Annotated in this window: 15 protein-coding genes; 11 read left to right on the top strand and 4 right to left on the bottom strand. The window is 70.7% G+C overall.

Annotated features, from left to right (window positions below; translation table 11 throughout):
• Nucleotides 1–70: 70 nt before the first annotated feature.
• Nucleotides 71–589: a DinB family protein gene (locus ORI60_RS04980; protein ID WP_266034781.1), complete on the bottom strand. Its 519-nt coding sequence runs from the start codon at nt 587–589 to the stop codon at nt 71–73.
• Nucleotides 590–757: 168 nt separating this feature from the next.
• Here ORI60_RS04980 and ORI60_RS04985 point away from each other — a divergent pair, with 168 nt between their 5' ends.
• From ORI60_RS04985 to ORI60_RS05000, 4 genes are read left to right on the top strand one after another with little or no spacing between them, the layout of a single operon-like run.
• Nucleotides 758–907: a hypothetical protein gene (locus ORI60_RS04985; RefSeq protein WP_266034782.1), complete on the top strand. Its 150-nt coding sequence runs from the start codon at nt 758–760 to the stop codon at nt 905–907.
• Between the two features lie 46 nt (nt 908–953).
• Nucleotides 954–1,502 (top strand): peptide deformylase, encoded by a 549-nt coding sequence (gene def, locus ORI60_RS04990; protein ID WP_266034786.1) that lies wholly within the window; start codon nt 954–956, stop codon nt 1,500–1,502.
• Nucleotides 1,503–1,504: 2 nt separating this feature from the next.
• The gene (gene fmt / locus ORI60_RS04995; protein ID WP_266034790.1) at nt 1,505–2,431 is read left to right on the top strand and encodes a methionyl-tRNA formyltransferase; all 927 of its coding nucleotides are present in this window, start codon (nt 1,505–1,507) and stop codon (nt 2,429–2,431) included.
• Nucleotides 2,428–3,912, top strand: coding sequence for an RsmB/NOP family class I SAM-dependent RNA methyltransferase (locus ORI60_RS05000; RefSeq protein WP_266034792.1), 1,485 nt, complete (start codon nt 2,428–2,430; stop codon nt 3,910–3,912). The genes fmt and ORI60_RS05000 overlap by 4 nt, the downstream gene beginning before the upstream one ends.
• Nucleotides 3,913–4,016: 104 nt before the next feature.
• Here the strand turns inward: ORI60_RS05000 and ORI60_RS05005 are convergent, their stop codons facing one another.
• A complete protein-coding gene (locus ORI60_RS05005; protein WP_266034795.1) occupies nt 4,017–5,012 on the bottom strand; it encodes a hypothetical protein in 996 nt (331 codons plus the stop codon).
• Nucleotides 5,013–5,100: 88 nt separating this feature from the next.
• On the opposite strand from ORI60_RS05005, the gene ORI60_RS05010 reads away from it, so the two are divergent.
• Genes ORI60_RS05010 through ORI60_RS05040 form a run of 7 tightly spaced genes read left to right on the top strand, consistent with a single transcriptional unit; the run spans nt 5,101 to nt 10,095 of the window.
• Nucleotides 5,101–5,601, top strand: coding sequence for a flavoprotein (locus ORI60_RS05010; protein ID WP_266034798.1), 501 nt, complete (start codon nt 5,101–5,103; stop codon nt 5,599–5,601).
• 26 nt (nt 5,602–5,627) lie between these two features.
• A complete protein-coding gene (gene rpe / locus ORI60_RS05015; RefSeq protein WP_266035448.1) occupies nt 5,628–6,278 on the top strand; it encodes a ribulose-phosphate 3-epimerase in 651 nt (216 codons plus the stop codon).
• A gap of 14 nt (nt 6,279–6,292) precedes the next feature.
• On the top strand, nt 6,293–7,276 hold the full coding sequence (ribD, locus tag ORI60_RS05020) for a bifunctional diaminohydroxyphosphoribosylaminopyrimidine deaminase/5-amino-6-(5-phosphoribosylamino)uracil reductase RibD (protein WP_266034801.1): 984 nt from the start codon (nt 6,293–6,295) through the stop codon (nt 7,274–7,276).
• 8 nt (nt 7,277–7,284) lie between these two features.
• A complete protein-coding gene (locus ORI60_RS05025) occupies nt 7,285–7,905 on the top strand; it encodes a riboflavin synthase (protein ID WP_266034803.1) in 621 nt (206 codons plus the stop codon).
• Nucleotides 7,902–9,164, top strand: coding sequence for a bifunctional 3,4-dihydroxy-2-butanone-4-phosphate synthase/GTP cyclohydrolase II (locus ORI60_RS05030; RefSeq protein ID WP_266034806.1), 1,263 nt, complete (start codon nt 7,902–7,904; stop codon nt 9,162–9,164). Before ORI60_RS05025 ends, ORI60_RS05030 begins: the two co-directional genes overlap by 4 nt.
• Nucleotides 9,161–9,658, top strand: a complete 498-nt coding sequence (gene ribH, locus ORI60_RS05035; RefSeq protein WP_266034809.1) for a 6,7-dimethyl-8-ribityllumazine synthase — start codon at nt 9,161–9,163, stop codon at nt 9,656–9,658. Before ORI60_RS05030 ends, ribH begins: the two co-directional genes overlap by 4 nt.
• Nucleotides 9,655–10,095 carry a PH domain-containing protein gene (locus tag ORI60_RS05040; protein WP_266034812.1) on the top strand — a complete coding sequence of 147 codons (441 nt, stop codon included), beginning with the start codon at nt 9,655–9,657 and terminating at the stop codon, nt 10,093–10,095. Before ribH ends, ORI60_RS05040 begins: the two co-directional genes overlap by 4 nt.
• Here ORI60_RS05040 and ORI60_RS05045 read toward each other — a convergent pair.
• Together ORI60_RS05045 and ORI60_RS05050 are read right to left on the bottom strand one after the other, a co-directional pair.
• On the bottom strand, nt 10,092–10,517 hold the full coding sequence (locus tag ORI60_RS05045) for a DUF1761 domain-containing protein (protein WP_266034815.1): 426 nt from the start codon (nt 10,515–10,517) through the stop codon (nt 10,092–10,094). The two genes, ORI60_RS05040 and ORI60_RS05045, sit on opposite strands and share 4 nt — an antisense overlap.
• Nucleotides 10,518–10,641: 124 nt before the next feature.
• Nucleotides 10,642–13,458, bottom strand: coding sequence for an aconitate hydratase (locus tag ORI60_RS05050; protein ID WP_266034818.1), 2,817 nt, complete (start codon nt 13,456–13,458; stop codon nt 10,642–10,644).
• Nucleotides 13,459–13,535 lie beyond the last annotated feature (77 nt).

A 13,535-nucleotide genomic window follows, 5' to 3' on the forward strand; every position in this document is an offset into this window, starting at 1 on the left:
GAACCGGCCCGGCCGGAGTGCGGAAGCCCCGCACTCCGGCCGGTCACGCTCGCTCGGCAGCGGACGACCGCTACTCGTTGGTGCGTCCGTCGATGCGTTCGCGGATGAGGTCGGCGTGACCGTTGTGCTGCGCGTACTCCTCGATGAGGTGGATGAAGAGCCAGCGCACCGAGATCTCGCCCACGCGCTCGTGCACGAAGGTGTCGTCGAGGTCCCGGCCCGCCACCGCCGCGCGGGACTCGGCCATCTCGGCGAGGAGGCCCGCGTACTCCTCCTCGGCGCGGGCGGGGTCCAGGTGCTCGAAGACGGCGTCCCGGTTGCCCGGCACGCCGTAGCGGGCCTGGACGTCCTCGCCCGCCAGGCGGCGGCGGAACCAGACGCGCTCGACGTCCGTCAGGTGGCGGATCAGGCCCAGCAGGGTCAGGTTCGACGGCGGCGTGGACGCCGTGGCGAGCTGCGCGCCGGAGAGACCCGCGCAGTTGGCCAGGAAGGTGGCGCGGTGGCGGTCCAGCCACGCTTCGAGCATCGGGCGTTCCGCGCCGAGCAGCGGTTCGTCGGCCGGGGTGACTTCGGGTGCCGTCCAGGTCATGGAGTCATGCCTAGCCGACACCGCCCGGCCTCGTCGCATCAGCCTCGTGACCTGGGTGGATCCACCTTCCGGCCGAGGGCGGCGAGCGATCTTCCTACCATGGGCTGACGCGGGTTCGATACCGCGAGCCGATGTGGGCTGACCTGCGCGAACGGCACAGTTGACAACATGACGACGACCACTGCTTCCCACGCCCCGGCAATCCACCTCGACCTCCGCGCGCTGCTGCGGCCCGTGCTGACGGCTCTGCGGTTCACCGGCCACTTCGTCGTGGCGCTGGTGGGCGTGATCTTCCTCGGCAGCGCGTCCGAGCACTGACCGCGCTCCTCGTAGACTGGCCTCCAGTCCACACGAGGAGCACTGCGTGACCGTCCAACCCATCCGCCTGTTCGGCGACCCCGTGCTGCGCACCGCGGCCACCGAGGTCACCGACTTCGACAAGGAACTGCGCACCCTGGTCAAGGACCTGTGGGACACGATGCAGAACGCGGGCGGGGCAGGCCTCGCCGCGCCTCAGCTCGGTGTTGGACTGCGTGTGTTCACGTACCACTGCGACGGTTTCGCCGGCCATCTCGTCAACCCGACGTGGGACGTGGTGGGCGAGGAGATGCAGGACGGCTCCGAGGGCTGCCTGTCGATCCCCGGCATGTCGTGGGACTGCAGGCGCCACCTGCACGTCGTGGCCAAGGGCTGGAACATGCACGGTGAGCCCGTCGAGGTCGAAGGCACCGAGACGCTGGCCCGCTGCATCCAGCACGAGACGGACCACCTCGACGGCGTGATGTTCCTCGACCGCCTCGACGCCGACACCCGCAAGCGGGCCATGCGGGAAATCCGGCAGGCCGAGTGGTTCGACGGTACGGTCCCCACCTTGAAGCAGAGCCCGCACCCACTCTTCGGCAGGTCCAGCTGACCATGCGACTCGTGTTCGCCGGTACGCCCGAGGTCGCACTGCCCTCGCTGCGCGCCCTCATCGACTCCCCCCGCCACGACGTCGTCGCCGTGGTCACCCGTCCCGACGCGCCCTCCGGCCGCGGCCGCCGGCTCGAGCGCTCCCCGGTGGGCGCGCTCGCCGACGAGCACGGCATCGAGGTCCTCACGCCCGCCAAGGCGGGAGAACCCGAGTTCCTGGACCGCCTGCGCGCGCTGGAACCCGACCTCTGCCCGGTCGTCGCCTACGGCAACCTGCTCCCGCAGCGCACGCTCGACGTGCCGAGGTTCGGCTGGGTCAACCTCCACTTCTCCGTGCTGCCCGCGTGGCGCGGCGCCGCGCCGGTGCAGGCCTCCGTGCGCAACGGCGACGACATCACGGGCGCCTCGACGTTCCGCATCGTGAAGGAGCTCGACGCGGGCCCCGTGTTCGGCGTGGTCACCGAGAAGGTGCGCGACCGCGACACCTCCGGCGACCTGCTGACCCGGCTGTCCGTCTCGGGAGCCGACCTCCTGCTGTCCACTGTGGACGGCATCGAGGACGGCAGCCTGGTCGCCGTAGACCAGCCCACCGACGGCGTCACCTACGCCGCGAAGATCACCGTCGAGGACGCGCGCCTCGACTTCACCGCACCCGCCGTGGCCGTGGACCGCCTGGCGCGCGCCGTGACGCCGGAGCCCGGCGCGTGGGCCGAGTTCCGCGGAGAGCGGCTCAAGCTCGGCCCCGTGACGCCGGTGGCCGACGTGTCGCTGCCGGCGGGCGAGGTGCTCGTCGAGCGCAAGCGCGTGCTCGTGGGCACCGCGACCACCGCCGTGGCCCTCGGTGAGGTCCAGGCACAGGGCAAGAAGCGCATGGCCGCCACCGACTGGGCACGCGGCGTGCGGATCGAAACAGGGGAGCGCATCGCATGACCAACCACTCGCGAGGCGCCTCCAAGCCTTCCCGCCCGAGCAGGCCGCACCCGCCGCGCCGGCGCACCGGACCCACCAGGCCGCCCGTGGAGGATCCGGCACGCCTCGCCGCGCTGGAGACCCTGCGCGCCGTGCGGCAGCGGGACGCGTACGCGAACCTGGTGCTGCCGCAGATGCTCCGCGACCGGCGCATCACCGGCCGCGACGCCGCGCTGGCCACCGAACTGACCTACGGCGCGGCGCGCGCACAGGGACTGCTCGACGCCGTCATCGAGGCCTGCTCGGACCGACCGCTGTCCGAAGTGGACGGCTCGGCGCTCGACGCGCTGCGGCTGGGCACGTACCAGCTGCTGCGCACCCGGATTCCGTCGCACGCCGCGGTCGCCTCGACCGTCGACCTCGTGCGGGCCGAGCTCGGGTCCGGCATCGCGGGCTTCGTCAACGCCGTCCTGCGCCGCGTGGCGGAGCAGGACGAGGCGGCGTGGGTCGACGAGCTCGCACCCGACCCGGACACCGACCCGATCGGCAACCTGGCCTTCACCCACGCCCACCCGCGCTGGATCGCGCAGGCGTTCGCGGAGGCCCTCGGCAGCCGCGAGGAACCGCTGAAGCGGGCCCTCGAGGCCGACGACGCGCGCCCGGCCGTGCACCTGGTGGCACGGCCCGGCGAGGTCAGCGCCGACGAACTCGCCGCGATCGTCGGCGGGGACGTGGCGCCGTACTCGCCGTACGGCGTGCACCTGGAGACCGGTGCGGGCGACCCGGGCGATCTCGAGCCCGTCCGGGAACGCCTCGCCAACGTCCAGGACGAGGGCAGCCAGCTCTGTGCCCTGGCCCTCACGCGCGCACCGCTCGAAGGCGGCGACGACGGGGGCACGGACGACCGCTGGCTCGACCTCTGCGCGGGCCCCGGCGGCAAGGCCGCCCTGCTGGCCGCGCTGGTCGGCCTCGAAGGCGGCGAACTGATCGCCGTCGAGAAGGCACCCCACCGCGCCGAGCTCGTGCGCAAGATCACCTCAGGCCTGCCGATCACCGTGGAGGTGGCCGACGGGCGCGAGACCGACTTCCTGGAAGGGGCGTTCGACCGCGTGCTGGTCGACGCGCCCTGCACCGGTCTCGGTGCCCTGCGCAGGCGCCCGGAAGCGCGGTGGAGGCGCCAGCCCGCCGACGTCGGCACGCTCACGAAGCTGCAACGCGAGCTGCTGACCGAGGCGCTGCGACTGGTGCGCCCTGGCGGCGTGGTGGCTTATGTCGTGTGCTCACCTCATCTCTCGGAGACCGTGGGGGTGGTGACGGACGTCGCGCGGCGGACCGGGGCCGAAGTGCTGGACACGCGGGAGTTCTTCCCGGGAGTTCCGGACCTCGGGGAAGGACCGCACGTTCAGCTCTGGCCCCATCTGCACGGCACCGACGCGATGTTCTGCGTGGTGCTGCGACGCCCTCTTCGAGCGCTCGGGAACGACGCTAGCGACGAGGTCTGACAGAGCCGGGCCTCTTCGCCCCTCCACAGACCCCGCGGCATCCGAGTTCACCGGTTCGAGTGATTGCCGGGCCGGGCGAGCAACGGCTCGCCCGGCCACTCGCGTCAGGCCTTCAGCACGTGCAGCTGTGCCGGCTGGCCGAACCGGTTGCCCACCGCGTAGACCCAGCGGCCGCCGGGACCCCACGCCAGACTCGCCTGGTACAGGTACGGAGCCTCGTACGAACGGGACTCGTCGAGCGAGCCCGCCGGGTACAGGCGCACGGACGTGTCGCTGTTGACGCCCGCTGCGAGAGCACCGGAGTCGGCGCTCACCGCCACCGCCACCGGGTAGGGCCCGGTGTTGTAGGTGCCGCGCACCGCGAGGGTGTCGCTCGTGTACGACTGGATCTGGTACGGCGCCCCGCTCGCCACGTGCACCTGGCTGCCGTCCTGCGAGAACTCGACGTCGGCCAGGTTGCTGCCCGCCTCGCGGGACGCCTGGACGGCGAGCCCGTCGCCCTGCTCGCGCAGGACGACGAGGTCCGAGGGCGAGAGGCTCGGCTGGCCCGCCGCCAGCAGACCGGGCCTCGCGGGCGACGTCGCGAGCTGCTGCGGGCTGTAGTGCCCGGTCACGAGGCCCGTGCGGGCGTCCGCGCCGTTGAACGAGACACGGCCGATGCCGCCGCCCCACGTGTCACAGCCGTAGCTGAAGTACAGGCGGTTGTTGGTGATCGCGAGGTCGGACGGGCACACCTCACCGACCGGGTAACGAGCCCGCTCGGTCAGCGTGAGCGTGTCCAGCGCGGCGATCGCGCCGTACTGCGACAGGGCGACGAAGACCGTCTCGCCGTCCGGGCTCAGCGCCAGACCCGTGGCGCCGGGCAGGTTCGACAGCTTGGTGACCGCGTTGCCCGACAGGTCCGTGACGGCGACGGCGTTGTCGGTCTTGCTGCTCACGAACACGTGGCCCAGCGTCGGGTCGACCACGATGTCCGAGAAGGACTTGAGCGCCAGCGGCACGGTGCGCTGCGGCGGTTCCGCGGTCGCGGGAAGGGCTGTGGCCGCCAGTAAGGCGGCCGTCATCGCGGTGGCGCTGAGCCACCGGTTCCTCTTGCGCATCTTGCTCCCCTCAGTGTGCGGGTGATCACCCGCGGTAGGGGACGTTATCGGCGGCCCCCGACAAAAAAGACCGCCTAACATCGCAGCGGTGACTACGCGTGGATTGCTCGGATTGGTCGCTTCCGGATGCGGCGGTGTCGAGTCGTGGTTCCGCACCGAGCTCGCCGAGCCGGCCGTGCAACTGGGGTGGCGGTTGGCCATCACGTTCACGCCCACCGTCGTCCCGTGGTTCGAGGAGGCCGGAGAGCTGGGCAAGCTGCAGGCGCTCACCGACCTCCCCGTCCGCTGGGAGCCGCGGATGCCGAGCCAGCCCAAGCCCTACCCGACGCCGGACGCGTTCGTCTTCGCCCCCGCCAGCGCGAACTCCGTGGCCAAGCTGGCCCTGGGCATCGGTGACAACCAGGCGCTGACCGCGCTGAACGAAGCCATGGGCGTCGAGAACTGCAAGGTCGTCGTCATGCCCCAGGCCAACGCGGACAAGCGCCGTCACCCCATGTGGGAGACGCACGTCACGACACTCACCAATGCGGGTGTCGTAGTGGTCTCAGACGTGGCTCCCCGCAGGCTGCTCGACCTGCTGGACACCTAGACTTCACCCTCGTGGTCCACACGCCGATGATCGCCCCCAGCATCCTGTCCGCCGACTTCGCGCGCCTCGCCGACGAGCTCGCCGCGGTACCCACGTCGGACTGGATCCACGTCGACGTCATGGACAACCACTTCGTGCCGAACCTGACGCTCGGCCTGCCCGTGGTGAAGTCGCTGCTCCAGGTCACCGACATCCCGATCGACTGCCACCTGATGATCGAGGACCCGGACCGCTGGGCCATCGGCTACGCGGAAGCGGGCGCGTACAACGTGACCGTGCACGTCGAGGCCGCGAACGACCCGATCGCGCTGGCCAAGAACCTGAAGGCCGCGGGCAGCAAGGCCGGTCTGAGCATCAAGCCCGGCACCCCGCTGGAACCGTACGTCGAGGTGCTGAAGCACTACGACACGCTGCTGGTCATGTCGGTCGAGCCCGGTTTCGGCGGCCAGAGCTTCATGGCCGACGTGCTGGACAAGGTCCGCCAGGCCCGCCACCTCGTCGACACCGGGCACCTCACGCTGCTGGTGGAGATCGACGGCGGCATCAACGCCGACACGATCGAACAGGCCGCGCAGGCCGGTGTGGACTGCTTCGTCGCCGGGTCCGCCGTGTACGACGCCGCGGACCCCGGCAAGGCCGTCGAGGCCCTGCGAGCCCAGGCAGCCGGTGCGAGGTGACGCCCGAGGACGCGATGAGGATCGCCATCGCGGAGAGCGAGCGGGTGCGGGGCACCACCAGCCCCAACCCACCGGTCGGATGCGTCATCCTCGACGAGAACGGCCACGCCGTCGGGTTCGGTGGCACGCAGCCGGTCGGCGGGCCTCACGCGGAGGTGATGGCGCTGCGGGAGGCGGGCTCGAAAGCTCGCGGCGGTACGGCGGTGGTCACCCTCGAACCGTGCTCGCACTACGGCCGCACGCCGCCGTGTGCCGAAACCCTCGTCGAAGCCGGCATCAAGCACGTCGTCCACGCCACGAGTGACCCGAACCCGAAGGCAGCAGGCGGGGTCGAGGTCCTCAAGAAGGCCGGAGTCACCGTCGAGAGCGGCCTGCTGGAGCAGGAAGTCAGCCGAGGCCCCCTCAGGGCGTGGCTGCATTACGCGCGCACGGGCCGTCCGCACGTCACGTGGAAGTACGCGGCCTCGCTCGACGGCCGGATCGCGGCCCAGGACGGCACGAGCCGGTGGATCAGCTCGGAGACCTCCCGCGAGGAGGTCCACGCCATGAGAGCCAAGCTCGACGCGATCGTCGTCGGCACGAACACGGTGAGGCTCGACGACCCCGCGCTGACGGCCAGGGACGCCGGCGGAATGCCGCTGCCCCGCCAGCCGTTGCCGGTGGTGGTGGGCACGAGCGACCTGCCGGAGGGTGCGAAGCTCCAGGCCACCGCACTGCACCTGCGCACGCACGAGCCGGACGACGTCCTGGCGGCGCTCGCCGAGCGTGGCGTGGTCGACGTGCTGCTGGAGGGCGGCCCGACGCTCGCCGGTGCGTTCTGGCGCGCCGGCAGGGTCGACCGGGTCCTCGCCTACATCGCGCCCGCGCTGCTCGGGAACGGTCCCGCGGCGGTGCTGGACGCGGGCGTGTCAACCATCACGGACGCTGTGAGGCTGACCGTGGAAGACGTCACCATGAGCGGACCGGACTTGCGGATCAGCGCGGTTCCGCGAACTTAGGAGGAGCGGTGTTCACCGGGATCGTCGAGGAACTCGGCCACGTCGAGGCGATTGAGGACCTGCCCGACGCGGCACGGATCCGCATCACCGGGCCGATCGTGACCAGCGACGCGAAGCACGGCGACTCCATCGCGGTGAGCGGCGTCTGCCTCACCGTCGTGGAAGTCGAGAACGACAGCTTCACCGCGGACGTGATGCGCGAGACCCTCACGCGCAGCAGCCTCGCCAAGGTCGCCGCGGGCGACCGGGTCAACCTGGAGCGCGCGGCCGCGGTCGGCCAGCGCCTCGGTGGCCACATCGTGCAGGGCCACGTCGACGGCACGGGCACGATTCTCGCGCGGGAGAAGGCCGAGCACTGGGAGATCGTCCACATCGGACTCCCGCCGAGCCTCGCCCGGTACGTCGTGGAGAAGGGCTCCATCACGGTCGACGGGGTCTCGCTGACGGTCGTGACCGTCTCCGAGGACGAGTTCACCGTGAGCCTGATCCCGACGACCCTCGAACTCACCACGCTCGGGCGGCGCATTCCGGGCGACCTGGTGAACCTGGAGGTCGACGTGCTGGCTAAGTACGTCGAACGACTGGCGATCCCGCACCTGCGGGCCATCGCGGGCGAGGAGGCCCAGTGAGCACCGACTTCGCTGACATCGAGCGTGCGATCGCGGACATCGCCGCCGGTCGTCCCGTGGTCGTCGTGGACGACGAGGACCGCGAGAACGAGGGCGACCTGATCTTCGCCGCCGAGAAGGCGACGCCGGAGCTGCTCGCGTTCATGGTCCGCTACACGTCCGGCTACATCTGCGTGCCGCTGACCGAGGCCGACTGCGACCGCCTCGACCTGCCGCCGATGTTCCACACGAACCAGGACGTGCGCGGCACCGCCTACACCGTCACGGTCGACGCGCGCGAGGGCGTCAGCACCGGCATCTCGGCCGCGGACCGCGCCCGCACGATCCGGCTGCTCGCCGACCCGACCGCGAAGGCGAGCGACTTCAACCGCCCGGGTCACGTCGTGCCGTTGCGGGCCAAGGCCGGTGGCGTGCTGCGCCGTCCAGGGCACACCGAGGCCGCCGTCGACCTGGCGCGGATGGCCGGGTTGTCGCCCGCGGGCGTGCTCTGCGAGATCGTGTCGCAGAAGGACGAGGGCGACATGGCCCGCCGCGACGAGCTCGAGGTCTTCGCCGCGGACCACGACCTCGCGATCATCACGATCGCCGACCTCATCGCGTACCGCCGCCGCGTCGAGACCCAGGTCGTGCGTGCCGCCGAGGCCCGCATCCCGACCGCGCACGGCGTGTTCACGGCGTACGGCTACGACAGCCTGCTCGACGGCATCGAGCACGTCGCCCTGGTGTACGGCGAGATCGGCGACGGTGAGGACGTGCTGGTGCGCGTGCACTCCGAGTGCCTCACCGGCGACGTGCTGGGCTCGCTGCGCTGCGACTGCGGCCCGCAGCTCGACGCGGCGATGGAAGCCGTTGCGGCACAAGGCCGTGGTGTCGTGCTGTACATGCGCGGCCACGAGGGCCGCGGCATCGGCTTGATGCACAAGCTGCAGGCGTACCAGCTGCAGGACGAGGGCGCCGACACCGTGGACGCGAACCTCGTGCAGGGCCTGCCCGCCGACGCGCGCGACTACGGCACCGGCGCGCAGATCCTCGTGGAGCTCGGCATCAAGTCCATGCGGCTGCTGACGAACAACCCGGCCAAGCGCGTCGGGCTGGAGGCCGGATACGGTCTCAGGGTGCTCGACCGGGTGCCGCTGCCGGTCTCCCCGAACCCGGAGAACCTGCGGTACCTGCGCACCAAGCGCGACCGGATGGGTCACGAACTGCACCAGCTCGAGCAGTACGAGACCGTTGTTTCCGCTACGGAGGACCAGGAATGAGCGGCGAGGGCCGTCCAGAGCAGACGAAGCTCGACGGCAAGGGCCTGAGCGTCGCGATCGCGGCGACGCGCTGGCACACCAAGATCACCGACCAGCTCGTCGAGCGCGCCCTGCAGGCAGCGCAGGACGCCGGCTGCGTCGACACCACGGTCGTGCGCGTGGCGGGGGCCATCGAGCTCCCCGTCGTGGTGCAGGAACTGGCGCGCCACCACGACGCGGTGGTCGCGCTGGGCGTGGTCATCCGCGGCGGCACGCCGCACTTCGAGTACGTGTGCGACTCGGTGACGGACGGGCTCACGCGCGTCGCGCTCGACGAGTCCACGCCCGTCGGGAACGGCGTGCTGACGACCAACACCGAGGAGCAGGCCCTGGCCCGCGCCGGCCTGCCGGACTCGGTGGAGGACAAGGGGTACGAGGCGACCGTCGCGGCGATCGACACGGCGCTGGTGCTGCGCGGCCTGCGCCAGCCCTGGACCGAGCGGGGCTTCGAATGATGACGGCGGAAGTGCTCGTCCTGCGCCCCAAGAAGATCCGCCGCGTCGCGTGGGCGTGTGCGGTCGGCCTGGTCGTGGTGTTCACGGTGGTGGGGCTGCTGCTGGGCAACACGCCGACCGGCGTGATCTTCCGGACCTCCGACCAGGTCGCCATGATCCTGCTGGGCTTCCTGCTCGCGGGCGGTGTGCTGCTGCTGACCCGGCCGCGCGTCACCGCCGACGCGTCGGGTGTCGACGTGCGCAACGTCGTGACGTCGCACCACTTCGACTGGAACGACGTGCTGTCGGTCAGCTTCCCGGACGGCGCCGCGTGGGCCCGGCTGGAGCTGCCGGACGACGAGTACATCTCGGTGATGGCCGTGCAGGCCGTGGACCGCGAGTACGCCGTTTCGTCCGTGCGCGCGTTGCGGGAGCTGCACAAGGCGGCGCGCGCCTAGACCCACTGACCGAGGATCGCGCCCGCGAGCGTGAGTCCGACGATGTGATAGCCCGCTCCGATGGCCGCGAAGGTGATCGGGGCGGGCTTCGTCATGTCGTAGGCGCCGGTCACGAACCTGACCGGCAGCGCGACGCCGAGGCCGACGACGAGTCCCAGCAGGACGCCTTCCATGATGTTGTCGGTCTTCGACGCGTTGCCGATCATCGCGGTGGCCAGGGTGATGACGAAGCACGTGAGCAACGGGATGGCGTAGACGGCCGCGCTGGTGTTCTCCGGCGGGCTGAGGTCCTGGCCGGACGCTCGTTGCCACGCCCTGCCGAAGGCGTAGTCCGCGTACCACACCATGCCCAGCGCGAAGTACGCGATCGTGGCGACGACGACGGCCAACCAGTTGAGGTCGCCGAGCACGGTCAAGCTCATGAGGGGTCTCCCGCGGTGATCAGGGTGACTTGGCATCGCGGGGTGCACGTCGACCGTTACGAGTGCATTGACGGCGAAAGGGCCGCCCACCGGGTGGTGAGCGGCCCTTCCGGTACTACGAGGACTAGCTGCGGACCATCTTGCGCAGCACGTACTGCATGATGCCGCCGTTGCGGTAGTAGTCGGCCTCACCGGGCGTGTCGATGCGGACGACCGCGTCGAACTCGACCTTCGAGCCGTCCGCCTTGGTGGCGACGACGTGCACCGTCGACGGCGTGGTGCCGTTGTTCAGCTCCGTGACGCCGGTGAAGTCGAACGTCTCGGTGCCGTCGAGGCCCAGCGACGACGCGTTGTCGCCCGCCGGGAACTGCAGCGGCAGCACGCCCATGCCGATCAGGTTCGAGCGGTGGATGCGCTCGTAGGACTCGGCGATGACGGCGCGGACGCCGAGCAGCGAGGTGCCCTTGGCCGCCCAGTCGCGCGACGAACCGGAGCCGTACTCCTTGCCCGCCAGCACGACCAGCGGAACGCCGGCCTCCGCGTACGCGACCGACGCGTCGTAGATCGTCGTCTGCGGGGCGTCGGCCTCCAGGAAGTTGCGGGTGAACCCGCCCTGGACGTCGTCGAGCAGCAGGTTGCGCAGGCGGATGTTCGCGAACGTGCCGCGGATCATCACCTCGTGGTTGCCGCGGCGGGAGCCGTAGGAGTTGAAGTCCTTGCGCTCCACGCCGTGCTCGGTCAGGTACTTGCCCGCGGGCGAGTCGGCCTTGATCGAACCGGCGGGGGAGATGTGGTCCGTGGTGACCGAGTCGCCCAGCAGCGCGAGGACGCGAGCGCCCGCGATGTCGGTGACCGGCTTCGGCTCCATCTCCATGCCCTCGAAGTACGGGGGCTTGCGCACGTAGGTGGACTCGCTGTCCCACTCGAACGTGTTGCCGGTCGGCGTGGGCAGCGACTGCCAGCGCTCGTCACCGGAGAACACGTTCTTGTAGCCCTTGGTGAAGCCCTCCGCGGAGATCGAGGTCGAGATGACCTCGGCGATCTCGGCCGGGGTCGGCCAGATCTCCGACAGGTACACCGGCTTGCCCTCGGGGTCGTACGCGAGCGGCTCGGTGGTGATGTCCTTGTCCATCGAACCGGCCAGCGCGTACGCCACGACCAGCGGCGGCGACGCGAGGTAGTTCATCTTGATGTCCGGGTTGATCCGGCCCTCGAAGTTGCGGTTGCCGGACAGCACCGAGACGACCGCGAGGTCGCCTTCCTGCACGCCCGCCGAGATCTCGTCCTGCAGCGGGCCCGAGTTGCCGATGCAGGTGGTGCAGCCGTAGCCGACCAGGTGGAAGCCGAGCTTCTCCAGGTACGGCATGAGGCCCGCGCGCTCGTAGTAGTCCATGACGACCTTCGAGCCCGGTGCCAGGGTCGTCTTGACCCACGGCTTGCGCTCGAGACCGCGCTCGACGGCCTTCTTCGCGAGAAGCGCCGCACCGAGCATCACGGACGGGTTCGAGGTGTTGGTGCACGACGTGATCGCGGCGATCGCGACGGCGCCGTGGTCCAGCTCGAACTCGGCACCGTCGAGGGTGACCTTGACCGGGTTCGACACGCGGCCGGTGGCGCCCTCGGCGGCGGACTGGAACACCTTCGGCGCACCGGAGCCGTTCTCACCCTCGTGGATGGCGACCGGGTCGCTGGCCGGGAACGTCTCGTCGACGGCCTCGTCCACGCCGGAGAGCTCCGGGGACTCGGTGTGCGCGACGTAGGCGCCCAGGGCCTGGCGGAACGACTCCTTGGCGTTGGTCAGCTCGATGCGGTCCTGCGGGCGCTTCGGGCCGGCGATGGACGGGACGACCGTCGCCAGGTCGAGCTCCAGCGTCTCGGAGAACACCGGCTCGCGGGACGGGTCGTGCCAGAGGCCCTGCTCCTTGGCGTAGGCCTCGACGAGCGCGATCTGCTCCTCGGTGCGGCCGGTCAGGCGCAGGTAGTCGATGGTCTCGCCGTCGATCGGGAAGATGCCGACCGTGGAGCCGAACTCCGGCGACATGTTGCCGATCGTGGCGCGGTTCGCCAGCGGCACGGCGCTGACGCCCTCACCGTAGAACTCGACGAACTTGCCGACGACGCCCTGCTTGCGCAGCATCTCGGTGATCGTGAGCACGAGGTCGGTCGCGGTGGCGCCGGGGGGCAGCTCACCGGAGAGCTTGAAGCCGACGACGCGCGGGATCAGCATGGAGACCGGCTGGCCGAGCATCGCGGCCTCGGCCTCGATGCCGCCGACGCCCCAGCCCAGCACGCCGATGCCGTTGACCATGGTGGTGTGCGAGTCGGTGCCGACGAGGGTGTCGGGGTACGCCTGGCCGTTGCGGACCATGACGACGCGGGCCAGGTGCTCGATGTTGACCTGGTGCACGATGCCGGTGCCGGGCGGGACGACCTTGAACTCGTCGAACGCGGTCTGGCCCCAGCGCAGGAACTGGTAGCGCTCGCGGTTGCGCTCGTACTCCAGGTCGACGTTCTGCTCGAACGCGTCCGGGCGGCCGAAGATGTCGGCGATGACCGAGTGGTCGATCACGAGCTCGGCGGGCGCGAGCGGGTTCACCTTCTCGGCGTCGCCGCCGAGCTGGGTGACGGCCTCGCGCATGGTGGCGAGGTCGACGACGCAGGGCACACCGGTGAAGTCCTGCATCACGACGCGGGCGGGCGTGAACTGGATCTCGGTGTTCGGCTCGGCGGCCGGGTCCCAGTTGGCGAGAGCGCGCACGTGGTCGGCGGTGATGTTCGCGCCGTCCTCGGTCCGCAGCAGGTTCTCCAGCAGGATCTTCAGGCTGAACGGCAGACGCTCGGCGCCCTCCACGGCGCTCAGCCGGAACACCTCGTACGAGGCGTCGCCGACGTTGAGCGTGCCGCGGGCGCCGAAGCTGTCCTTGCTAGCTGGTGCAGTCACGTGCAACTCCATAACTGGTGACAGCGCGGTGGTCAGTTCGGGATGGGGGAGAGTCTTCCTCACCGGGTCGACCGCTG

This window comes from Lentzea sp. NEAU-D7 (genome assembly GCF_026242055.1).
Taxonomy (GTDB): Bacteria; Actinomycetota; Actinomycetes; order Mycobacteriales; family Pseudonocardiaceae; genus Lentzea.

Coding starts and splice junctions, on each gene's coding strand:
- ORI60_RS04980 (WP_266034781.1), bottom strand. CDS start 589: ATGACCTGGACGGCACCCGAAGTCACCCCGGCCGACGAACCGCTGCTC.
- ORI60_RS04985 (WP_266034782.1), top strand. CDS start 758: ATGACGACGACCACTGCTTCCCACGCCCCGGCAATCCACCTCGACCTC.
- fmt (WP_266034790.1), top strand. CDS start 1,505: ATGCGACTCGTGTTCGCCGGTACGCCCGAGGTCGCACTGCCCTCGCTG.
- ORI60_RS05000 (WP_266034792.1), top strand. CDS start 2,428: ATGACCAACCACTCGCGAGGCGCCTCCAAGCCTTCCCGCCCGAGCAGG.
- ORI60_RS05005 (WP_266034795.1), bottom strand. CDS start 5,012: ATGCGCAAGAGGAACCGGTGGCTCAGCGCCACCGCGATGACGGCCGCC.
- rpe (WP_266035448.1), top strand. CDS start 5,628: ATGATCGCCCCCAGCATCCTGTCCGCCGACTTCGCGCGCCTCGCCGAC.
- ribD (WP_266034801.1), top strand. CDS start 6,293: ATGAGGATCGCCATCGCGGAGAGCGAGCGGGTGCGGGGCACCACCAGC.
- ribH (WP_266034809.1), top strand. CDS start 9,161: ATGAGCGGCGAGGGCCGTCCAGAGCAGACGAAGCTCGACGGCAAGGGC.
- ORI60_RS05040 (WP_266034812.1), top strand. CDS start 9,655: ATGATGACGGCGGAAGTGCTCGTCCTGCGCCCCAAGAAGATCCGCCGC.
- ORI60_RS05045 (WP_266034815.1), bottom strand. CDS start 10,517: ATGAGCTTGACCGTGCTCGGCGACCTCAACTGGTTGGCCGTCGTCGTC.